Annotated in this window: 20 protein-coding genes; 8 read left to right on the top strand and 12 right to left on the bottom strand. The window is 64.5% G+C overall.

Features of this window, described 5'->3' with window-relative positions:
• Positions 1 to 350 precede the first annotated feature (350 nt).
• Together C1720_RS06065 and cutA are read left to right on the top strand one after the other, a co-directional pair.
• Complete coding sequence (locus C1720_RS06065) at positions 351 to 875, top strand: TlpA family protein disulfide reductase (RefSeq protein ID WP_102283580.1); 525 nt, start codon at positions 351 to 353, stop codon at positions 873 to 875.
• Between the two features lie 30 nt (positions 876 to 905).
• On the top strand, positions 906 to 1,268 hold the full coding sequence (gene cutA, locus C1720_RS06060; RefSeq protein WP_369406061.1) for a divalent-cation tolerance protein CutA: 363 nt from the start codon (positions 906 to 908) through the stop codon (positions 1,266 to 1,268).
• Positions 1,269 to 1,864: 596 nt separating this feature from the next.
• On the opposite strand, the gene C1720_RS12890 is transcribed toward cutA, so the two are convergent.
• From C1720_RS12890 to C1720_RS06040, 5 genes are all read right to left on the bottom strand, one after another.
• Positions 1,865 to 2,263 (bottom strand): SMI1/KNR4 family protein, encoded by a 399-nt coding sequence (locus C1720_RS12890; protein ID WP_146006894.1) that lies wholly within the window; start codon positions 2,261 to 2,263, stop codon positions 1,865 to 1,867.
• Complete coding sequence (locus tag C1720_RS06055; RefSeq protein ID WP_102283579.1) at positions 2,256 to 5,366, bottom strand: LysM peptidoglycan-binding domain-containing protein; 3,111 nt, start codon at positions 5,364 to 5,366, stop codon at positions 2,256 to 2,258. The genes C1720_RS12890 and C1720_RS06055 overlap by 8 nt, the downstream gene beginning before the upstream one ends.
• 493 nt (positions 5,367 to 5,859) lie before the next feature.
• Complete coding sequence (locus C1720_RS06050; protein ID WP_158241650.1) at positions 5,860 to 6,657, bottom strand: DUF1269 domain-containing protein; 798 nt, start codon at positions 6,655 to 6,657, stop codon at positions 5,860 to 5,862.
• Between the two features lie 575 nt (positions 6,658 to 7,232).
• On the bottom strand, positions 7,233 to 8,423 hold the full coding sequence (dprA, locus tag C1720_RS06045; RefSeq protein ID WP_102283577.1) for a DNA-processing protein DprA: 1,191 nt from the start codon (positions 8,421 to 8,423) through the stop codon (positions 7,233 to 7,235).
• A 126-nt stretch (positions 8,424 to 8,549) separates the two neighbouring features.
• Complete coding sequence (locus tag C1720_RS06040; protein WP_102283576.1) at positions 8,550 to 9,911, bottom strand: LysM peptidoglycan-binding domain-containing protein; 1,362 nt, start codon at positions 9,909 to 9,911, stop codon at positions 8,550 to 8,552.
• Between the two features lie 238 nt (positions 9,912 to 10,149).
• Here C1720_RS06040 and def point away from each other — a divergent pair, with 238 nt between their 5' ends.
• Positions 10,150 to 10,677 (top strand): peptide deformylase, encoded by a 528-nt coding sequence (gene def, locus C1720_RS06035; protein WP_102283575.1) that lies wholly within the window; start codon positions 10,150 to 10,152, stop codon positions 10,675 to 10,677.
• Between the two features lie 496 nt (positions 10,678 to 11,173).
• Here the strand turns inward: def and C1720_RS06030 are convergent, their stop codons facing one another.
• The 6 genes from C1720_RS06030 to C1720_RS06005 all read right to left on the bottom strand — a co-directional run bounded on the left by C1720_RS06030 (position 11,174) and on the right by C1720_RS06005 (position 16,539).
• On the bottom strand, positions 11,174 to 11,824 hold the full coding sequence (locus tag C1720_RS06030; protein WP_102283574.1) for a hypothetical protein: 651 nt from the start codon (positions 11,822 to 11,824) through the stop codon (positions 11,174 to 11,176).
• A gap of 12 nt (positions 11,825 to 11,836) precedes the next feature.
• Positions 11,837 to 14,017: a glycine--tRNA ligase subunit beta gene (gene glyS / locus C1720_RS06025; protein WP_102283573.1), complete on the bottom strand. Its 2,181-nt coding sequence runs from the start codon at positions 14,015 to 14,017 to the stop codon at positions 11,837 to 11,839.
• 20 nt (positions 14,018 to 14,037) lie between these two features.
• Entirely contained in the window at positions 14,038 to 14,472 is a 435-nt protein-coding gene (locus C1720_RS06020) for a type II toxin-antitoxin system VapC family toxin (protein WP_146006893.1), read from the bottom strand.
• Between the two features lie 11 nt (positions 14,473 to 14,483).
• Entirely contained in the window at positions 14,484 to 14,744 is a 261-nt protein-coding gene (locus C1720_RS06015; RefSeq protein WP_050715073.1) for an AbrB/MazE/SpoVT family DNA-binding domain-containing protein, read from the bottom strand.
• Positions 14,745 to 15,044: 300 nt separating this feature from the next.
• Complete coding sequence (gene ispH / locus C1720_RS06010; RefSeq protein WP_102283571.1) at positions 15,045 to 16,097, bottom strand: 4-hydroxy-3-methylbut-2-enyl diphosphate reductase; 1,053 nt, start codon at positions 16,095 to 16,097, stop codon at positions 15,045 to 15,047.
• Positions 16,090 to 16,539, bottom strand: coding sequence for an FKBP-type peptidyl-prolyl cis-trans isomerase (locus C1720_RS06005; RefSeq protein WP_102283570.1), 450 nt, complete (start codon positions 16,537 to 16,539; stop codon positions 16,090 to 16,092). Before C1720_RS06005 ends, ispH begins: the two co-directional genes overlap by 8 nt.
• Positions 16,540 to 16,902: 363 nt before the next feature.
• Between C1720_RS06005 and C1720_RS06000 the strand changes: the two genes are divergently transcribed.
• Positions 16,903 to 17,772 carry a Tim44 domain-containing protein gene (locus C1720_RS06000; protein WP_102284534.1) on the top strand — a complete coding sequence of 290 codons (870 nt, stop codon included), beginning with the start codon at positions 16,903 to 16,905 and terminating at the stop codon, positions 17,770 to 17,772.
• A 95-nt stretch (positions 17,773 to 17,867) separates the two neighbouring features.
• Here the strand turns inward: C1720_RS06000 and creD are convergent, their stop codons facing one another.
• Positions 17,868 to 19,307: a cell envelope integrity protein CreD gene (gene creD / locus C1720_RS05995; RefSeq protein ID WP_102283569.1), complete on the bottom strand. Its 1,440-nt coding sequence runs from the start codon at positions 19,305 to 19,307 to the stop codon at positions 17,868 to 17,870.
• On the opposite strand from creD, the gene C1720_RS13660 reads away from it, so the two are divergent.
• From C1720_RS13660 to C1720_RS05980, 4 genes are all read left to right on the top strand, one after another.
• Entirely contained in the window at positions 19,306 to 19,458 is a 153-nt protein-coding gene (locus tag C1720_RS13660; RefSeq protein ID WP_158241649.1) for a hypothetical protein, read from the top strand. The two genes, creD and C1720_RS13660, sit on opposite strands and share 2 nt — an antisense overlap.
• 390 nt (positions 19,459 to 19,848) lie before the next feature.
• Positions 19,849 to 20,274 carry a phosphoribosyl-AMP cyclohydrolase gene (gene hisI / locus C1720_RS05990; protein WP_102283568.1) on the top strand — a complete coding sequence of 142 codons (426 nt, stop codon included), beginning with the start codon at positions 19,849 to 19,851 and terminating at the stop codon, positions 20,272 to 20,274.
• Complete coding sequence (locus tag C1720_RS05985; RefSeq protein ID WP_102283567.1) at positions 20,267 to 20,608, top strand: phosphoribosyl-ATP diphosphatase; 342 nt, start codon at positions 20,267 to 20,269, stop codon at positions 20,606 to 20,608. The genes hisI and C1720_RS05985 overlap by 8 nt, the downstream gene beginning before the upstream one ends.
• Before the next feature lie 27 nt (positions 20,609 to 20,635).
• Positions 20,636 to 21,052 (top strand): DUF4870 family protein, encoded by a 417-nt coding sequence (locus C1720_RS05980; protein ID WP_102283566.1) that lies wholly within the window; start codon positions 20,636 to 20,638, stop codon positions 21,050 to 21,052.
• Positions 21,053 to 21,063 lie beyond the last annotated feature (11 nt).

Raw genomic sequence — 21,063 nt, 5'->3', positions numbered from 1 at the left:
ATCTCGCCTCTGCACCGTCTGCTGCTGATGCCTCTGACAGCCCGTTCAATGTACGCTGCCAGCGAAAACGGCCAGTCGTTTCACAGCAAACATAAACGCCAATATTTTTATTGCCGTATTGGCATGTCTGAGCAAATATGCCCGGCATCACAGCCACACAGTATCAGTGACCCGTATCGCGAAAATGAATCCCCGCTTTAGGAATTCCTGAATATTGAAAACTCGCAAAAGCATGCCGTGCCGCCATACGCCTCAATGGGTATGATTTGCGAAAGAAAATCCTGCATTCAACGCCGATTCGCAAAAACATATTTGCCACATAACAGACTGCGTTCATGCTTTTTCTCCGCATGCCTTTTCCTTTCACACGCGCCCTGATACGCCTTTTGTTCACGGCCTTGGCTTTAAGCGCGGCTCTGACCGCCCGCGCGCAAGCGCTTGAGCCTTTGCCAGATGACTGGGACTTCACGCTGCCCTCGCTGGATGGCGGGCGTTTCATCACCGCCTCCCAGGAACCGGGGCCTTTGCTCATCAACTTCTGGAGCGTGGACTGCGCTCCGTGTCTGGCCGAAATGCCCCTGCTGCAACAGCTGGCCGACGGCCCCAGCGGCTGGCGCGTGCTGCTGGTCACGGCAGACACGCCTGCCGCCGCAGCTCGCGCGATGCAGCGCGTGGGCAGCACTTTGCCCGTCGCGCGCGGCGGCAAAGGCCTGACGGCGCTCATGCGCGCGGCGGGCAACACCCGTGGCACCTTGCCATTTACCGTGCTCATGACGAACGGGCGGCCTTGCGCCCGCCACGCAGGACAGCTGGATCAGCAAACACTGCCAGCATTGCTGGCCCAATGCCCACACGCTGCCGCGCCACAACGCTGATCTGCGCGTTTACAGGAAACCATCGCAGTCATGCCCCGCTCCGCGCAAGAACCCGCCCATGCCCTCTGGCTGGCCATGACCACCGTAGGCAGCGCCGCCCAAGCACGCGAACTGGCGCAAGCCGCAGTGCAGGCACGGCTTGCGGCATGCGTGCAAATCAGCGCCATCGAAAGTGTGTACCGCTGGCAAGGCGAGGTGCTGCAAGAAGCCGAGTGGCGCGTGCTATTCAAAACCACGGCACGCGCCTGGCCCGCGCTACAGACGGCGCTGGCACAGTGGCATCCGTATGAACTGCCCGCCATCGTAGGCTGGCCTCTGGCGGCGGCCCTGCCCGCTTTCGCCCAATGGGTGCAGGAAGAAACAACCCCGCCAGCAGCGCCCGCGCCCATCTGAGACTGAATCCAAAACGGCGGCGGAGCAATCCCGCCAAACAAAGCCCGCTCGCAATTCAGGCGGCCAAAATGGAAAGTTGATGCGGCTGACGACGGCATCGCCCGTTTGCAGCAGGCTCATGCCACGGCCTTCTGCGTAGCCGCGGCCAAAGCCAAAGCTGCGGCTGAGCGATTCTGTCCAGACGCCAGCGTCCGCCCCCGCAGCCAGCAGCAAGGTGTCGCGCGGATCGCGCGCGGTGTTGCCGAAGGTCTCGTCCAGCAGCGCCAGAGTGGCTTCGCGCGCATCCCGTGCGGCGGCAGGGCGTGCCTGCGGCATGGGCAGGCCGCTCATGACGCTGCCCAAAAAGTCCTGCGCGAAGGCGGTGGCCGGGTCATTGGGGTCGCCCAGCGCTTGCAAGGCGCTGCCTGTGGCGCGCGAGAGCAGGCGCATCATGCTGCGCTGGCTGGACGAAAGGTTCAGCCGGCTGGCAATGTGGGCGCACTCCATTTGGCTGGTGAACAGCTCATCCTCCGGTCCGACAAACTCCTTAAAAGCTAATATTTATTAAAATATGTCACATGAGAGTGATCCCAGATCAAATATGTATACATATTTATTTATTGCACGTCTTCTTTATCGCGACGTGCATCTTCTAAAGCAGCTTGCAGCCAAGCATTAAAATCAATGACATTTCCACGATTTTCCCAGCCTGGTGTGGCAAACATGTGAATATAATAGACGCTTGGATTTTTAGAAGGTAAACTTGCATCAAAGCAGGCAATGTCATCTGTATAATCATATTTGGCAAAAGGAATTAATTGCCGCGCCGGATAACTTCTTCTGAGTAGCTTGAGCCAAGCATCCGATGTGCCTGGATAATGGCACATAAGCCACCATGGAAATAAATTAGGCGGTTTTTTTAATGATATGAAATTAACGAAATCAGGCGGAAAAGAAAAATATTCCGGCAATGTCTCCGTTTTAAAAAAATCCATGCCTATTATTGAATTATTCATTCTTTCCTCCATTTAGTACCGGGCGTCTGACTGCACCATTCGGATTGTCAATTTCAAAAACAGGAGGACGCTGCCTTCTGATTCTATACAGGACAGCCTCCCCCCAAGTTCTCGCATCGCCAAAGCGTCTGGTCAGGTAAAACTCGTCAGGTAATGGATCATTAAAACCATGAATATTTGCCTGAATATTGATCCCTGCTTCTCTGGCTGCGGCTAAACGGGTATTATCTACACTCGTCAAAATGCCGTCTGGCATATGAACCACATCTATTGGATCACCTCTCCAACCATAATTTCTCATATTATCGACAAGATCGTCATAAGTATATGGCAAGTTTGTAGAGCGATCAATTCTGTGATACGAAATCGTGCTTTGAGAAAAACGTACGTTATGTGCAGAAAGAGATGTAATTCCTCTCATTGTGGGAGTAAAGGGTCTCGGTGTTCTATTAGGACCAACCATGCTCCCAACCATTCCTCCGCCGATTTCCGCCAGAGCGCCGGTGTCATTGAAACTAATGGCGCGCCCAATTTCATGCGCCGTGACCATCAGGCCATAGACCGGATTCATGCCATTGAGCAAATCTGCCGCCGTGGCTCCGTCTGCGACATCCTGGCTGGCGAAACTGATGAAAGGCATGTCTGCGGGCTTGCCCGTAGTTGCCGTGTAAGCAGCGCCCACTCCAGCCATTCCCAGATCAACGGCCATCGCCACCGGCTCGGCAATGGCATTGACAGCAGCATTGACCGCCCGGCCTGCGTGATCCAGATAGCGAGTCAAGGCAGGCGGCTCGTTTGCAGGCCTTTCAGCGGAAGGCCTGCGGTTTGCTGCAGGCCGAGTTGTCTCCGGCAGCCCCAGCCTTCTGGCGTTTTCCACGGTCGGAGCCAAATCCTGCGGCCTGGCCCACTCTGGCAGCGCTGGCTTTGAGGGCCGCATGGGCGTTGCAGGCGCAGCAGGCGCTTGCGCGCGGATGCGCTCGATCTGCTCTCTCAAGTTCAGCCCGCGCGCGTTGCGGCCTATGACTTGTCCGCCCAGGCGCGAGAGTTGCTCGATCTGGCTGGCGCGCAAGCCATCCAGAGGCCTGGCTTGCAGGCTTTGCCCGGGGCGAATCAGCGGGCTGCCCCAGGCGTTGGTGGTGATTTGGTTGTCGGCCATCAGCACCGGCAGGCCCGCCCTCCAGCGGCTGCCGTAGAGCTGCCGCGCCAGGCTCTCCAGCGTGTCGCCTGCGGCCACGGTGACAGATTGCGCGGCTGGTTTGGTCTGCGGCTGCGCGGCTTGCGCGGCGGGGCGCTCTTGTGCATTGGCGCCCTGGCGCGACCCCTGCGCGGCGGCATCTTGTGACGGCGCCTGAGGCGCGCGGCTTTGCGCCTGCGGCATAGGCAGGCCGCTCATGACGCTGCCCAGAAAGTCCTGCGCGAAGGCGGCGGCCGGGTCATTGGGATTGCCCAGCGCTTGCAAGGCGCTGCCTGTGGCGCGCGAGAGCAGGTGCATCATGCTGCGCTGGCTGGCCGAAAGGTTCAGCTGGCTGGCAATGCTGGCGTCAATGCGCGCGCGCACTTCGCCTGCCGCGCCCGAGAGCATGCCTTGCACAAAGCCGTCTCGGAAGTTGCCGCCCAGCACATCCTGAATGGCGCCCTGGATGGTGGCCTGCCCGGTGATGCGCATCAGCCGCTCGCCTGCGCTGGCCGCGCTGGCCGCGCCGCCCAGTCCGGCCGCTTGCGTCAGCCCCGCCGTCAGCGCCCCGCCCACAGCGCCGCGCAGCACGTCGCGAAAGCTAAAGCCATCGCCGCTCGTGCCTTGCTGCATCAGACCCGTGGCCGCTGCGGTAAAGGCCGCCTGGCCGATGAGGCTGGAAGTCAGCGCCCCGGCCACGCCGCCGCTGACCACGGCAAAAAAGGAGGTGGCGGCAAAGCCCACAAGGCGGTCAAACCAGTCGCGCTTGACCTTGATGTTGCCCGGGTCGGTCACCCAGCCATGCACGGGGTCGAACCACACCGCTTCGGGGTGATACAGATTGGGCGGGCGCGCCGGATCAATGGCGCCTCCGAGCGGCTCAAGGCGGCTGTCAGGGCGGGTGTTGGTGACGATGTATTCATGGCCCGTGGCCGGATCGCGCAGATGCCGCCATGGCTCGCTGAAAGTTTCTCCGCGCCCGTGGTTGCGCACGTCCGATATGTCCAGCTGCTGCTCGCCCAGGTAGTAGTGCTGCCGCACATTCATGCCCGCACTCAGGCTGTCGCGGCGCTCGTAGCGGAACTCCAGCGGATCAGGGCCATACAGGCTGGCAAAGGCGCGCTGCGCCGGGCTATCGCCTGCGGCCCAGTGGCGGGTGAAGTCAATGGGGTCAAACTCCCAGTGCCCCGTGTCGCCAAACCTGAACCCCGTCGGAATATCCGTGGGGCTGCCAGCGAACCTGACGCCGTTTTCAACAAAGTGCCAGCCCGGCAGACTTCTGCCATTTGCCGCCTCATACCACTCAGGCGTTCTCTGCGTGGGCAGCCGCGCCTGCCGCATGGCATTCATTGCATCCAGATACTGCTGACGCACGGCGTTTTGCGCCTGATGCAGCTGGTTCAGCCGCGCGGCCAGATCAGGCCCGTAGCGCTGAATGATGCTGTCGGCCACAGCATTGCCGCCGGGCACGCCGGACGCGGATGCGCTGGCGCTGCCAAAGTCGCGCACGATGGCCTGGCTCTCGGGCGAGCGCAGCAGCAGCTCCAGCGCCGCAATCTCCTCGCGGCTGGCCGTGGGCGCCGAATTGGAAGCAGCGCCGGGAGCGCCGACGGGCGAAACGGGCGCCAGCTGCTCGCCGCCGATGATGGGGAGCGAAGGCTTGTAGGCAATAGGCTCCAGATCCAGCGGCACTTGCACGGGAGCCTTGTGATTGAAGATCAGCCCGGACAGCGTGGCGCCAGGTGTGAGCGGTACGTCAGACTCGGCAAGGCAAGGCTGGAGCGCAGGTTCAGGGCTTGAATGAGGCGGCTGCTCATGGCCGTGCGGCTCGCGCCGGGGCGCTGCCGGGGCGGGCGCGGCGCTGGGAGCGGCAGGTGACGGCGGCGGTGGCGGCAGTGGTTGCAGCGGCTGGAGCGAGGCCACCTTCATGAAGGGCCTCAGCGGAAAGATGGTTTGAAAGCAGCGCAGGCCGTTACGGCATGCGTATGAATGCGTGCGAGTGCGTGTGCTAATCGCGTTCGGCTGCGACAGAGGCCTTGGCGCTGAAATGTTTCACATTTTTGGGCAGGCGGTGTACTTTTTTTGAATGGATAGCGAGGGAGCAAGCCCGCCTTGGGGGGCAGTCGGGCTTTTTCGACGGGCTGATCCGGATGCCGCTGCTCAAAGATGCCGCCGCCCCAAAGCTGCTGGGCGGCGCAGGGCCGCGCACAAAAGCGGCGGGAAAGCGGCTTTTCTCATGGCCTGTCCGCAAGGCGGCGCAGGCTGGCTGGCGAGAAAAAGCCCGGCGCGCGGCGGGACGCGGACCGGGCTGAGAATGTCAAAAACAGGAGCAAATTCTGAGGTTAAGAAAATGCCGTTTGCGCCCGTTTCTCTAGGACATCACGCTATTGAAATGGGAGCTGAATTAGCACCTTCCCTGCTCTCATGAAAGGGCCTGTTTGAAGCTTTCCCAAGCCTGCTTCAGTTTGGCGGTGCGCGCTTCATAGCTGGCTTTGGCTGCGCTCAGGCGTTGTTCCACCTTGGCTTTCTGGCGTTCGCTGGCCGTCTGGATTTGCGCCTGCATGGCGGTGGTTTTGTGTTCGGCTTCCTTGCGTATGTCTTCCAGGGCGGCTTGCGCGCGCGCTTGCAGGGCCTGGGCCTTTTTTTCCAGCGCGTGCAAATGCGCCTGCACTTTGGTTTTGGCTTCGTCGCTGGCTTCGGCCAGTTCGGCCTTGAGCTGCGCGCGCTCGGCTTTGATCTGGGCGGCTTCGCGGTTTAGCTGGTCTTCTTCCACTTCGGCGCGCAGGTGGCGCACGACGACGGCGCCCAGCGGCTCCAGGCGGGTGTCCACGGGCACGGTCCAGGTTTCATCCATGTCGGCCAGCACGGCGGATTTGCCGGGCGCCAGTTTTTCACTGACTTCCTGCACGAATTCCTCGCTCATGCCTGCGCGGCGCAAGTCCAGCAGCAGCCCCGTCAGTCCGCCAGCGGTGGCGCCCAGCGCCAAGCCCAGAGGGCCTGCCAGCAGCCCGATCAGCGATCCGGTGACCAGGCCCAGCGCCGTGCTGCCGGGGCCTTGTTCGGCGGCCTGGCGCAGGCCGAGCGCGCCGTCGGCGCTTTTGGCGATGACGGCCGTGGCGTTGAGGGTGATGTCGCCGCTGGCGTTCAGCTCCTTGAGGGCGCTCAGTCCTTCATAGGCGGCGGTTTCGGTGTCAAACACGGCAACCAGGATTTTGTTCATGGGACGGCTTCCTTTCAGGGTTTGTTTGCAGTTGGGAAAAAGCGGGGAAAAGACCGGGCCGGGCGGCCCGGCCGCGCGCATGTCTGCCATGCGCCGCCTGCGCAGATGCCCCGCATTGGGCCGCTTGCAAGACTGTGGCGGCAGCCGGGATGTAATGCTTTGTTGCTTCGCTTCTTGCTCCGGGCCTGTTTTCATCCGTAGCGGTGGGCCGCAGGCCGGTGTGCGGCGGCCCTGGAGCTTGTTCAGAGGCTGACTGTGGAGGGGTGGAAGGAGTGAAAGGGCGGCTTGAGCAGGATCAGACATGCGTAGAGGGCGATATTTGCTTCTCTATCCATAGCATGACGTCCTAGTGGAAACTGCGCGAGAGGCATTTTTATATCCCCTAAATTTGCTCCTGTTTTTGATGCCATTCAGCCTGTGAAACCCGTTCCGGGGCGCAGCCTTTTGCCTGCCTGCCCAGGCTCGCAGCCAGGCTGCAACCGGGTTCTGACGCTGGCGCGGCCCGGCTTCGCAACGCTCGAGACGGCCCGGCTTCGCGCCTTTTGCTGCCACGGACAGATTGCGAACCGGGGTTCTCAGGCCGCGCCCAAGCGCTGAAACAAGCCGCCGGGCAGGCGGCCAACCTGGCCGGCCAGTTCCAGCTCCAGCAAGGCGGCTTGCAGCTGGGGCGTGGGCCAGCCGGTGCGTGCCTGCAAAGCGTCCAGGCTGGCCGGGTCGGCGCCCAGGGCGGTCAGCAGGCTGGCGTGCGGCCCTCCGGCTGGCGGCGGGGCGCTGACGGTGGGCGCCGTGGATGGGGCGGGCGTGGCGGGTGCAGCGGGCGCGGGCCGGGAGGCAGGCAGGCGCAGCTCTTCCAGAATGTCTTGCGCGGTTTCCACCAGCTTGGCGCCCTGGCGGATGAGGGCGTGGCAGCCGCGCGATTGCGTGCCGTGAATGGAGCCGGGGATGGCGAAGACCTCTTTGCCCTGCTCCGCAGCCAGCCGCGCCGTGATGAGCGAACCCGATTGCAGCGCTGCCTCCACCACGAGCGCGCCCAGCGAAAGGCCGGAGATGATGCGGTTGCGCTTGGGAAAGTTGGCTGCCACTGGCGGCGTGCCAAGCGGGTATTCGCTGACCAGCAGGCCTTGCCGGGCGATGCGGTGGGCCAGATCGCGGTGGCGCGCCGGATAGACGCGATCGGCCCCCGTGCCGATGACGGCAATGGTGGCCAGCCGCTCCGGTTGCGCGCCCTGTAGCGCGCCTTCATGCGCCGCGCCGTCGATGCCCAGGGCCAGGCCGGAGACGACGGACATCTGCCCGGCCAGCGCCTGCGCAAACTGGCGGGCGTTGATTTGCCCTTGCGGCGTGGGATTGCGGCTGCCGACGATGGCGAGCGCGGCAGGCCAGCCCGTGGCCTGGAGCCAGTCGCAGCGGCCCATGAGATACAGCAGCAGGGGCGGGTCTTCCGTGGCGAGCAGGCTGGGCGGATAGTTCTCATCGCCCAGCGTGACGATGCTGCGCGTGACGGCGGCATCCTGCGGCCCGCCAGCTTCTTCGCCAGGCTGCATCAGCCATTGCCAGGTGGTTTCAATTTGGGCGGGCAGCCCGGGCGGCTCCTGGAGCAGCGCCGAAGCCTGGGCGGCCGTGACGACTTGCCGCAAGGCGCTGGCGCTTTGCGCAAACACCCGCTGCGGCAGACCAAAGGCGGCCAGCAGCCGGCGGGCCGTGGCATTGCCAACGCCAGGGGTGAGCGTCAGGCGCAGCCAGGCGGCGAGTTCGTCAGGAGGCATGGCGGGGCAAAAGATGGCGCAGCTGAATGAAAAAACCCGCCGTCCGGAAGGGGCCGGGCGGCGGGCGCGGAAAGACGGTTGGGAAAACCGGTTACGGCAGGAATGCGGCGCGGCACGCCCGCCGGATCAGTTCACGATGTCGGCGCCTTCCATGTCGGTGGGATTGATCAGCTTGTCGCCCACTTCCACGGGCAGCAAGGATTCCATCACCAGCACGTAGGAGACGCGGTCGAACACGCGGAAGACCATGCCGATGCCGTTGCGCTCATCCGGCAGGCGGATGATCCGGTTGCCATCCGTTTTGTCCTTGATGTTCTTGCCCACGGTGTACAGCGCCAGCACCTGGCCTTTTTCCACGCCGTCTTGCAGGCCCTTGTTGATGGCCACCACCTGCAAGGAGCCGGCGTAGTTCACGCCCGGCCCGTAGATGGAGACCACGCGCGCATTGACCGGATACAGCGGCGCATGCGGCGTGTAGCTGCGGAATTCTTCCGGCGGCTCGGGCACCAGGATGTCGCCCGCCTTGATTTCTTCCTTGGTGCTGATCACGTCTACCGTGGCGGGCACGGGCGTGCCTTTGACCGTGGAGCCATCCGCCGACATGTAACCCATGCGGATCAGCTCGGCATCGGTGTATTCGCCAGCGCTGCGCATGCCGGAAGCGGGCACGCGGGGCGGGTCAAATTCGGAATCGCGCTCGTTGTTGGCTTTTTTCTTGTCGCGCTCGTCCAGAATGGTTTCGTTGCGCACCAGTTTCACCTTGCCCGCGAACTGGCCTTCGTAGCCCAGGATTTCGCCGGTTTCAGGGTCCTTGAGCGGCACGGCGCGGCGGAACACGCGGTAGAGCGTGGTCTCATTCGGCGTGATTTTCAGCGGCGCATCCTTCGGGCCGCGCGCGTAGGCGCGGTCGCCCTCGGACACCAGCACGCGCTTTTCGGTGCGGGCAACAATGCGCGGCGCTTTCTCGAAGGTTTCCAGATCGGCCACGATCGGCTCGGTCAGGAACGGCTCAATCATGTGCGGCTGCAAGGTGGGCAGCGGGCTGCTGTCAAGCATTTCCACGCGGGTTTGCGGCGTGACGCGCACCGTGCCATTCGTGCCGTCCAGCGGGCGCATCAGGCGCAGGCGAGCGCGGCCATTGGACTTGTCCAGATACAGCTTCTGCCCCGGATAGATCAGGTGGGGGTTGCGAATGTCGTTGATATTCATGCCCCACAGTTCAGGCCAGCGCCAGGGCGAGCGCAGAAACAAGCCTGAAATGCGCCACAGCGTATCGCCCCGCCTCACCGTGTATTCGTCTGGCGCGTTGGGCGCCAGCGCGGACAACGGCACGCCGTCTTGCGCCACTTTCTGTGCGGTAGCGCGCTGCTGCGATGTGATGGGGTAGTTGGGGAAGCGCGCCTGGGCGGGCAGGGCCACGGCGGCGGCCAGCACCGCCAGGGCAGGCAGAGCGAGGCGCTTGGGGAGATCCGCAAAGGTGTGTTTCATTGTTTTGCAGCTTGTATTCTTGACTAAGCGCCTGTATTTTGCATTCAACGAATGTGTCGGAGCAACGGATGTGGCGCGTGAAGCCAACGCGAAAAGCAAAAAATAAAGAAAATAGCCACATTTTTTGCAGCCGGCTTAAGCTGGCTGCGTCATTTGCCGTGGTTTTTGCGCACAGGCTGGTCAGCCGGGCCGCTTCCCGCAAACCACGGGCCGACTGTGAACAGGTTCTCTAAGCTTCATGGCGCTTCTTCCCATTCTTCACTTTCCCGATCCGCGCCTGCAAAAAGTGGCGCAGCCCGTGCAGGCGGTGGATGGCCGCATCCGCACCCTGGTGGCCGACATGCTCGAAACCATGTACGAGGCCAAGGGCATCGGCCTGGCCGCCACGCAGATTGATGTGCATGAGCGCGTCATCGTCATTGACGTGTCCGAAGAACGCAACCAGCCCATCGCGCTCATCAACGCCGAGCTGCTGTGGGCCAGCGAAGAGCGCGTCAAGGGCGAGGAAGGCTGCCTATCCATTCCCGGCGTCTATGACGGCGTGGAACGCGCCGCACAAGTGAAGGTGCGGGCGCTGGATGAAAACGGCCAATCGCGCGAAATCGAGGCCGATGGCCTGCTGGCCGTGTGCATTCAGCACGAAATGGACCACCTCAAGGGCAGGCTGTTCATCGATTACCTCTCCGCCTTCAAACGCAACCGCATCAAAACCAAGATGCTCAAGGCCGAACGCCTGGCTGCGCAGCAGGCCAAGGAAGCCGCCTGACGGCTACCGCTGGGGCCTGTTCATGGCCAGACCGCAGGGGGCAAAGCGCGGTTCAAAGATGGGAAGAAAAGCCGCCTGCGGATGAATCAAGTCGAGGGCATGGCTTTTAGCTCCTTTATATATAGCGTGATGTCCTAGTGGAATCTGCGCAAGGCTGCGTTTCAGCCCCTCAAATCTGCTCCTTTTTTGATTGTGTCTGGCATGCGGAGCCTGCCTGGGGCCGTTTCCATCCGCTGCGTCCGCTCTGGCGTCTGCGTGGCGTCTGTGGCACGGGCCGGGGCGGCCATGGTTTTGGGAGCCGATTGCCTTTTGAAACCGGTTCACGGCCTGGCCCGCAGTTTGGCCTTGAGGAGCGGCAGTTCGGGATGGGCTGCAAGGCGCAGGCGCGCCTTGTGGTCCGGCGAGGCTTGGCACAACCCAGGACTGCCGAAGCCTGCCACCTGAGTTCACGCTTTCCGCATCCACAGACAGCCTGCGGGCGGATGCCCAGCCCTTTTCAGTTCTCGCCAGCGCGCTCTATCGTCGCCCATCGGCCCCACCAGCGGCCGCGCCAAGGGCGCAGGGTGACGGCGCTGTTCTGCGGAAAGTCGGACATGGCGCGGCCCTCGGCCAGCACGCGCAGCGCGGGGGCGCCGGGGCCGGTCTGCACATAGACCTCGGCGCCGCCGGGGCCGCGCGAGGTGGGGGCGATTTCGCGCACGAGCAGCACTTGTGCGGTTTGCGCGGGCTGGGCGCTGCGGCCTGTGCGGTTGAGGTGGCTGGCCACCAGCCAGGCTGCGGCGGCCAGCCACAGCAGCAGCCACAGGGCCAGGGCGGCGGGGCGCAAGCGTTGCCAGCCGCAGCGGCGCAACGCCTGGCGGCCTGCCAGCCACAAGGCCAGCAAGGCAGCCGCTGACAGGATGAAGGGGCGCGCGGCGAGCCACAGCGCCTGCCCGGCGCTGGCGGCCTGGGCGGCTTCGCGCAAGGGTTGCAGCGCGCCATGCGGCCCTTGCATGGCTTCGCCCGCGTGGCCGTGCAGGCTGGCGCGCAGCGCAAGGGTGGCGATGACGGGGGCAGCCGTCCAGATCAGCGCGCGCCATGCCGCGCGATCCTGCTCCGGCGTGCGCGGTGCAGCCGGCTGCTGCGCTGCGGGCGCGGGGGCGCTCATGGGGGGGCTGCCTCAGGCCGCCAGCCGGGCCAGGTCGGCCACGCGGTTCATGGCCTGGTGCAGCATCTTGAGCAGGCCCAGGCGGTTCAGGCGCAGATCGGGCTGCTCGGCATTGACCATCACGTCGTCAAAAAAAGCGTCCACGGGCGCGCGCAGGGCGGCCAGGGTTTGCAAGCTGGCGGTGTAGTCGCCTGCCTCGAACTGCGCGCTGGCAGCGGGCGCGGTGGCCTGCATGGCGGCGTAAAGGGCTTTTTCGGCATCTTCCTGAAGCAGGGCGTCGTTCACGTGGGCGTCCACGGGGCCTTCGGCTTCGGCTTTTTTCAGGATGTTGCCGATGCGCTTGTTGGCAGCGGCCAGCGCGGCGGCTTCGGGCAGGGCGGCAAAAGCGCGCACGGCCGCCAGGCGCGCGGCGACATCGCCCAGGCGGCCCAGCGGCAGGGCCAGCACGGCGTCCACTTCCTGCGCGCTGTAGCCCTGCTCGCGCAGGCTGACGGCCAGGCGGTCGCCAAAAAAGGCCAGCAGCGGCTGCGCGGGGTCTTGTATGAGGCTGCCAAAGGCGGGCACGGCAGCGGCAATGAGCGCGGGCAGCTCCAGCGGCAGCCGCTTTTCGCCCAGGATGCGCAGCACGCCCAGCGCGTGGCGGCGCAGCGCAAAGGGGTCGCGGTCGCCCGTGGGCAGACTGCCAATGCCGAACAGGCCCACCAGGGTTTCGAGCTTGTCGGCCAGCGCGAGCACGCAGCCGGTGTGGTTGCGCGGCAGGGCGTCGCCCGCAAAGCGCGGTTTGTAGTGGTCTTCAATGGCGATGGCCACGCCGTCGCGCAGGCCCTCGTGGCGGGCGTAGTAGCCGCCCATCACGCCTTGCAGCTCGGGAAACTCGCCCACCATGTCGGTGAGCAAATCGCACTTGGCCAGGCGCGCGGCTTGCTGGACTTTGCTGTCCAGCGCGTCAAAGGCGCTTTTGTCTTCGGGCGTGTAGGGGTATTGCGCCTGCCGCAGCTGATGGACGATGGCATGGGCAATCTGGCGCACGCGCTCGCTGCGCTCGCCCTGGGTGCCCAGCTTGTTGTGATAGACGACTTTGGCCAGGCCGGGCACGCGGCTTTCCAGGGTTTTTTTGAGGTCTTGCTCGAAGAAAAAGCGCGCGTCGGCCAGGCGCGGGCGCACCACGCGCTCGTTGCCGCCAATGACGGCGCTGGCATCTTGCGGGCTGATGTTGCTGACCACGAGAAAGCGGTTGGCGAGCCGGCCTGCGCCGTCGAGCAGCGGAAAGTACTTCTGGTTGGCCTTCATGGTGAGGATGAGGCACTCTTGCGGCACCTGCAAAAACTCTGGCTCGAACTGGCAGATGAGCACCTTGGGGCGCTCCACCAGGGCGGTGACTTCATCGAGCAGGGCCTCGTCCTGAATGGGAGTCAGCTCTTCGCCCAGCTGCTGTCCGGCCTGTGCGGCGGCCGCTTGCAATTGCGCGGCAATGTCGGCGCGGCGCTCGGCAAAGCTGGCAATCACCGCGCCTTGCTCGCGCAGGGCGCGGGCGTAGTCGTCGGCATGGGCGATTTCGATGGGATCGGCCTGCGCTTCAAAGCGGTGGCCGTGCGTGAGGCGGCCCGCCGTCAGGCCCAGCGCGGTCACGGGCGCTACATCCGCGCCGTGCAGCGCCAGCAGGCCATGCGCGGGGCGCACGAACTGCACGCTGTCCCAGCCGGGCAGGGGCGTGCCGCTTTGCAGCTGGTAGGTCATCACCTTCGGAATGGGCAGTTTGGCGATGGCTTCATGCAGCGCCGCCTGCAAACCGGCCTGCAAGCTCGCGCCGGGCGCCACGCTGTCCAGAAACAGGGCCTCGGCCTTGCCGTCCGGCGCGCGTTGCAGGCGGGGCACGGCGGCGGCGTCAGCGCCCACGGCATGCAGCTTTTTCAGCAGCGCGGGCGTGGGCTGGCCGTCTGCCGTCAGCCCCACGCTCACGGGCATGAGCTTGATGCGGCGCGGCTGGTCATCGGCCCGGGCCTTGACTTGCGTGATGTGCGCGGCCAGCCTGCGCGGCGTGGCGTAAGGCGTGGCCCGCGCGCCTTCGGCGACCAGGCCCTGCGCGCGCAGCTGCTCCAGCAGCCGCCCGGCAAAGGCTTCGCCCAGCTTTTGCAGCGCCTTCGGGGGCAGTTCTTCGGTGAAGAGTTCGACGAGGAGGTTTTGTGTAGTCATGTTCTGGAAAGAAAAGGGCTTCAAAAAGAGACGGATGCCAGCCCCAGCTTGCGGGCGGCTTTTTGCATGCCGGCGTCAAAAGTAGCCAGCGCGTTGCAGCCGCTGCGCGCGGCCACGGCCAGATGCAGGGCATCCGGCGCGCGCAATCTGGCGGCAGCAGGGGCGCACAGCGTGGCAGCGGCATCAAAGTCAGCCAGGGTGATGTCTGCGCACGGCACGTTGGACAAAAAGGAGCGGCCCTGCTCCAGCGCCTGCTGCGCCTTGGCCGCACTGAGCTGCCGCAAACGCTGCTTGACGGCCAGAGCGCCAGCCAGTTCAGCGTGCGTCCAAGGCGAAATCAGCAGCTCCTGCCACTGGCAGGAACCCAGCCACCGCAGCGCGCGCTCCGATTCGGGTTCGGGGCACACCAGGGCCATCAGCACGGGGGTATCCACATAGGTGCGGGCGATGGTCATGCGCGTGCGGCTCACAGTTCTTCATCGCGCATCTGGCGCACGACGGAGTGGCCCACGGGCATGGAGCGTTGCAAAGCGCGCAACTGCTCGGCCCATTCGGCAGGCGTTTTGCTGCGCGGCTGCGCCTGCGCCACGGGCCTGATCAGCAGCCCGCCTTCAGGCAGCGGGCTGATTTCAACGCGTGCATTCTTGTCGCCGCCCAGATGAACCAGCATTTCCGCCGGAATGCGCAAGCCGGTGCTGTTGCCCCATTTGCCCAGTTGGGTTTGCATGGCGATCCTTGCCGTGTGTTTATACAAAGCTGGCAATTGTAGATACGCCCATCACGGCGCAGCCCTTGCCACAGAGCCTGCTTGCAGCCTGCAAACACATCAGAAACAGGAGCAAATTGAAGGGGATCAAATGCTGCCTTGCGCTGATTTCACTAGGACATATAGCTATAGATAAAAGAGCAAATCAATGCGCTCGCTGCCAGCGCCTCATCCCTTGCGGCCCAGCGGGGATTTGCAAGGCCGCAGACTTCTCCCTGTCCACGCTCTTTGCGCTCCCACGGGCGGGTGGCAAACAGGCTCTCAGCGCAGGTGCTGGAGGCCGCTGGCTTCTTGCCCGTCCAGCTTCAGCCCCTTGGGCAGCGGGAATTTCATGCTTTCTTGCACGCCTTCAAGCGTACGCACCGATACCGCGCCCAGCGCGCGCAGCCGCTCAATCACCTGCCGCACCAGAATGTCAGGGGCTGACGCGCCTGCCGTCAGGCCGATGCGGGATTTGCCCTGCACCCATTCGGGGCGCAGGTCTTCGGCGCTGTCCACCATGTAGCTTTCAGTGCCCAGGCGGCGGGCTACTTCGCGCAGGCGGTTGGAGTTGCTGCTGGTCGGGCTGCCCACGACGATGACCACATCCACCTTCGGACTCATCACTTTCACCGCGTCCTGGCGGTTCTGCGTGGCGTAGCAGATGTCTTGCTGCTTGGGCTGGCGCACTTGCGGAAAGCGCGCTTTCACGGCGGCGGTGATGCTGGCCGCGTCGTCCACGCTGAGCGTGGTTTGCGTGACGACGGCCAGTTTTTCGGTCTGCGAGGGCTGCACGCGCTGCACGTCTTCTTCCGTTTCCACCAGGTGAATCGTGCCGGGCGGCAGCTGGCCCAGCGTGCCTTCCACTTCGGGGTGGCGCTTGTGGCCGATCATGATGAATTCGTAGCCTTCCTTGTGGAGCTTGGCCACTTCCACATGCACCTTGCTCACCAGCGGGCAGGTGGCGTCGAAGATGCGAAAGCCCCGCCGCTGGGCTTCACGCTGCACGGCCTTGGGCACGCCGTGGGCGCTGAAGATGAGCGTGGCGCCGGGCGGCACGTCGTCCAGCTCTTCAATGAAGATGGCGCCTTTGGCTTTCAGGTCATTGACCACGTAGGTGTTGTGCACGATTTCGTGGCGCACATAGATGGGCGCGCCGAATTTGGCCAGCGCGCGCTCCACGATTTCAATGGCCCGGTCCACGCCGGCGCAAAAGCCGCGCGGCGCGGCCAGCAGCACTTCGGCATCCTGGCCTTGCGCGTTTTCAATGCCGTTTTCGATGCGGCTTGCAACAGCGCTTGCAATGCCGCTGGCGGCGTCCGCCGCTTCAGTCATTCATCACCCCGATGATTTGCACTTCAAAGCTCACGGGGCGGCCTGCCAGCGGGTGGTTGAAGTCCAGCTGCACCGCGCCATCGCCGCGCACGGCCAGCACCACGCCCGCAAAAGTGCCCTGGCCATCAGGCCGCGCCAGCTCCAGCACTTCGCCCACGGCATAGGCGGCGTCGGGCGCGTCCAGCTCGTCCAGCTCCTTGCGGGGCAGCCACTGGATCATGTCGGGGTTGCGCTGGCCAAACACTTCGCCTTCGGGCAGCTCGAATGTGGCGCGCGCGCCTTCGGCCAGCCCCAGCAGGCGCTGCTCCAGCGCGGGCGCCAGCGAGCCTGTGCCCAGCGTGAGCGTGGCCGGCGGCCCCGCAAAGGTATTGACGACATCGCCTTGCGGCCCCGCAAGGCGGTAATGCAGCGTGAGAAAAGCGCCCGGATGAATGACGTTCATGAAAATCAGCTGGTGCGGTTTGAGTGGACTGGCCGCGATTCTAGAAATGCCCCTGAAAGCCTGTTGGCCGCCCGGCTATCCGCTCATCAGAATCGGTTTGCCTTCTGTCCGATGGCAAGCAGGCTTTGGCGCGGGTGCGTCTTCCGGTCCTATCATCGCCGCCCGCTTGGGCCTGAGAGACTGTTTGCGGTCTGTCCGCGCCGGGCAACCTTCGCCCCGTCTGCCCGGGCATCCCCGCTTGAATCCCCGCTTTGCGCCCCCTTCTTCAGGCGCGCGAACCCTTTTCTTTTTTCTGACCAGGAGACACCTGCCATGACATCTGCCTTCCCGAGTCGCCCCGCGCGCCACTTCCTGCAACACATCATGCGCCTCATTGCGCTGGCGCTGGCCTTTGCGCTGCTGGCCGCATTCAGCTTCGACGCCGGGGCCGCACGCCTGGGCGGCGGCCGCTCGGCGGGCCGCCAGTCCAGCCAGGTCACCCAGCGCGAAGCGGCCCGCCAGCAGCCAGCCGCGCCCGGCCAGCAACAGGCCGCCCAACAGCCGCGCCGCCAGTGGGGCGGCCTGCTGGGCGGCCTGGCCGCTGGCCTGGGCCTGGCCTGGCTGGCCAACGCCCTGGGGCTGGGCGAGGGCTTTGCCAATGTGCTGCTCATTGCCCTGCTCGTCATGGCGGGCATGGCCGTGCTGCGCATGCGGCGCGGCAGCGCAGCCCAGGCCGCAGGCGGCCCCGCCTGGCCAGCGGCCAACTCCTACAACCCGGCCAAGGTAGGCAACGATGCCAGCGCCCGCCCGTGGGAGCGCGCGGCCACGACCGCAGGCGGCTCCATGATCGGCTCGGCCCTTTCCGGCCCGCAAGGCTGGGGCATTCCTGCCGGCTTTGATATTGCGGGCTTTACCGAAGCGGCGCGGCGCAATTTCATCTCGCTTCAGGCCGCCTGGGACAAGGGCGACGAAGCCGCCTTGCGCGCCATGATGACCGATGAAATGCTGGCCGAAACCCGCGCCCGCCTGGCCGAGCGCGGCGGCCAGCCCAGCCAGACCGTGGTCAACATGCTGCAAGCGCAGCTGCTGGGCATTGAGGAGCTGCCTGCCGAATACATGGCCAGCGTCGAATTCAGCGGCCTCATCACCGAAGACGGCAACGGCCCCAGCCCATTTCGCGAAGCCTGGAACATGACTAAGCCCAAAACCGGCCCTGGCGGCTGGCTGGTGGCGGGCATCCAGCCTTTGTCCTGAAAACCGGCTTACGGAAACCCACCCCCCTTGGGGCGCGGCCTGGCAGGCGGGGCCAGGCGCGCTTTTGCACCCACAGACAGGCTTTGAGCAGGCTCTCAGCCCTGCTCCGGGAAATCAGGCGGCTCGATGCCCCGCTCCTTGCCGCCGCCCAGCTGCCACCAGTCCACATGGCGGGTGCCCAGCATCAGCGCAGCCAGCATGGCGAACACAAGCAGCGCGCCCAGCAAGAGGGCGTTGTTTTCAGAAGCCAGCAGCCCATACAGCGCCGCGTAGAGCACGGCCACGTAAGCCGCCAGCGCCCCGCCGCGCTGCGCGCCGCCCAGCACGGCGCTGAAATACAGGCCCAGCAGTGCCACGCTGGCTGCCGCCGCGCCCGCGTAGGCCCAGGCGAAGGCCATTTTTTCCGACAGCGCCAGCAGCAGCAAGAAAAACACGGCGATCGACAGCCCCACCAGCCCGTACTGCACGGGGTGCAGGCGCAGGCGTTTGAACAGCTCCACCATGAAAGCGGCCATGATGACCAGCGCGATGAACAGGCCGCCGTACTTGGCCGCGCGCTCGCTCATGGAATACACGTTCACGGGCTGCGTCAGCGTGACATCAAAGGTTTCCAGCCGCTCCAGGTTCGCCGCTTTTTCCTGCTTGAGCGCTGCGGCCAGCTGGGCGCGCGCCTGCGTGGTCAGGGAAGAGATGCGCCAGTGCGCCTCAAAGCCCGTATCGCTCACCGTGCGTTCAGCAGCCAGAAAGCGCCCGCCAAAGCCCGGGTGCGGCCAGGCCGATGAAAGCTGCGCCGTGGTGTCCTCGCCCAGCGGCGCCACGGCCAGATGGCTTTGGCCGGCCAGCGTCATATCCAGCACGTAGGGCAGCGCCTGCCCTTGCTGCCAGGTATCCAGCGCCTGGCCCGACAGCGCCGCCTGCACGCTGCCAGCGGCCAGCGCGGATTGCGCCACGGCCCGGGGCAGCCCGCGCTCCAGCGTCAGCGCCTGCCCGGCGGCTTCAAGCTGCGGCGCGCCTTCCAGCCCGCGCAAATCAGACATGGACAGCACCAGCACCGGCGCGCCAGCTTCGCCGCCCACTTCAATTTGCGAGCCTTCCACGCTATGCGGCAGGCTGTCCACGTCAAACGGGGGAATTTCGCCCTGCACCTTGGCCGTCAGCCGGTAGAAAGGCACTTTGAAAATGCCCCGGTAGCGCTCTTGCGTGGCCAGCGCGCCCTGCATCGTTTGCGTTTTGGGGAACACGATGGCCACGTCCTGCCGCTGGCGCAACTCTTCGCCCGTGATCTGGCCCTTGTCATCGCGCACCGGCTCGCGCCAGCGCTCCACATAAGGCACCAGCAGATAAGGCGCGGCCAGCGTCTGCGCGCCCACGTGGGTTTGCGCCAGCTCTTCAGCGGCGCTGCGCTGGCTGTCGCCGCGCTCGCGAATCAGCCCCAGAATTTCGCTCAGCGGAATGCACAGCACAAGCCACAGCACAAAGAGCAAAGCGGTTTTGGCCAGCAGCGAATCGCGCCAGGCCGTCAGGCGCAAGGTCATGTTTTTTTCCTTTTCCGGTTCAAATGAAAGAGCCTGCCTGCCAGCTGGCCGCGAGGACAACAGCGCGGAAATCGGGATCGGCCGCAAGGCGAAAGCCGCAGACGGGCCCGACTGTCCGCAGACCGCCCGGGGCCGCGTTTTTTGCATCTGAAAAACAGATGGCAAACAGACTCGACAAAGACCGCGATGATCGCGCCCTTTTGCGCGGAGGCGATGAAATTCGCCTTCACGCCAGCCGCACGCAGGCTTTGTGCGGCGGGCCGCTTCACATTGCCTTCAAACCACCCGCCTTCAAGGGCTGCCCGCGCAGTGCAGGGCATGCCCAATTCCACTCCTTCGCCTCTACAGACCCAAAGCCCGAATTTGCTCCTTAATCAATAGCATGATGTCCTAGTGGAATTTGCGCGAAGCGGCATTTCGGGTATCTGAATTTGCTCCTGTTTCTGATGCTGTAGAGCAGAAAAATCAGCCGCAGGCCCGTCAGCCAGGCTCGAACCGGCCGCTGGAGCGGCAAAAGCGGCGCTTATCCATAATCAAGCTCATGATTGATGATGACTGGCTCAACGAATTGACATGGGACGCGCAGGGCCTGATTCCCGCGATTGCGCAGGAAGCGGCCACGGGCGACGTGCTGATGCTGGCGTGGATGAACCGCGAGGCGCTGCAAAAAACCGCCGAACTGGGCCGCGCCGTGTACTTCAGCCGCTCGCGCGGCAGACTCTGGTTCAAGGGCGAGGAGTCGGGCCACGTGCAGCAGGTGCATGAAATCCGCGCCGATTGCGACCGCGACGTCATCTTGCTCAAAGTCACCCAGCTTGGGCATGAGCCAGGCATTGCCTGCCACACGGGGCGCCACAGCTGCTTTTTCAACGTGCTGCAAGACGGCCGCTGGAAGGCGGCCGAACCGGTGCTCAAAGCGCCGGACAGCATCTACAAGGACCAAGACAAGGGCAAAGGCCATGACTGATTCAAGCGATGTGCTCGCACGCCTGGCGCAGGTGGTGGAAAGCCGCAAGGGCGCAGACCCCGAAACGAGCTATGTGGCCCGCCTGCTGGCCAAGGGGCCGGATGCGTTTTTGAAAAAAGTGGGCGAAGAAGCCGCCGAGGTCGTGATGGCCGCCAAGGACGCCGAGTACGGCGGCCCGCGCGAAAAGATCGTGGCTGAGATGGCCGATTTGTGGTTTCACGGCCTGGTGGCGCTGGCGTATTTCGGCCTGACGCCTGCCGACGTGCTGGCCGAGCTGGAGCGGCGCGAAGGGCTGGGCGGGCTGGCGGAAAAGGCCGCGCGGCAAGATCATTGAAGGCAAGGAGCTGATGCCATGAGAGTGATGGACGACGACGTGATCGACGTGACGCCGGAAAACGCCCGGCCAGGCGGCGAGGCCGCCCGCGAGCGCGACGACTCGCTCAAAAGCTGGAGCTGGGTGAGTTACGCGCTGCACCTGATCGTGGCGCTGAGCGCAGTGGTGCCGGGCGCGCAAGGCGGCGTGACGCTGCTGCTGATCGCGCTGGTGATGGACCTGGCGAAAAAGGAAGACGCGCAGGGCAGCTGGCAGGAAAGCCACTTCGTCTGGCGCATCCGCTCGGTGATCTGGGCGGGGGTTTTGTATGTGCTCACGGCGCCGCTGTTTTTTCTGCTTTTCGTGCCGGGCTACCTGGCCTGGGCGGTGATTTCGGTGTGGTTTCTCTACCGCATCGTCAAAGGCATGGTCCGCATGAGCGCGGGCCGCGCCATGAACTTGTGAGGCAGCAAAAA

Origin of the sequence: Ottowia massiliensis, from assembly GCF_900240305.1 — a bacterium.
Lineage (GTDB): Bacteria > Pseudomonadota > Gammaproteobacteria > Burkholderiales > Burkholderiaceae_C > Ottowia > Ottowia massiliensis.
Note: the sequence above shows the minus strand (reverse complement) of the source record. Positions and strands in the feature narration are given on the sequence as shown.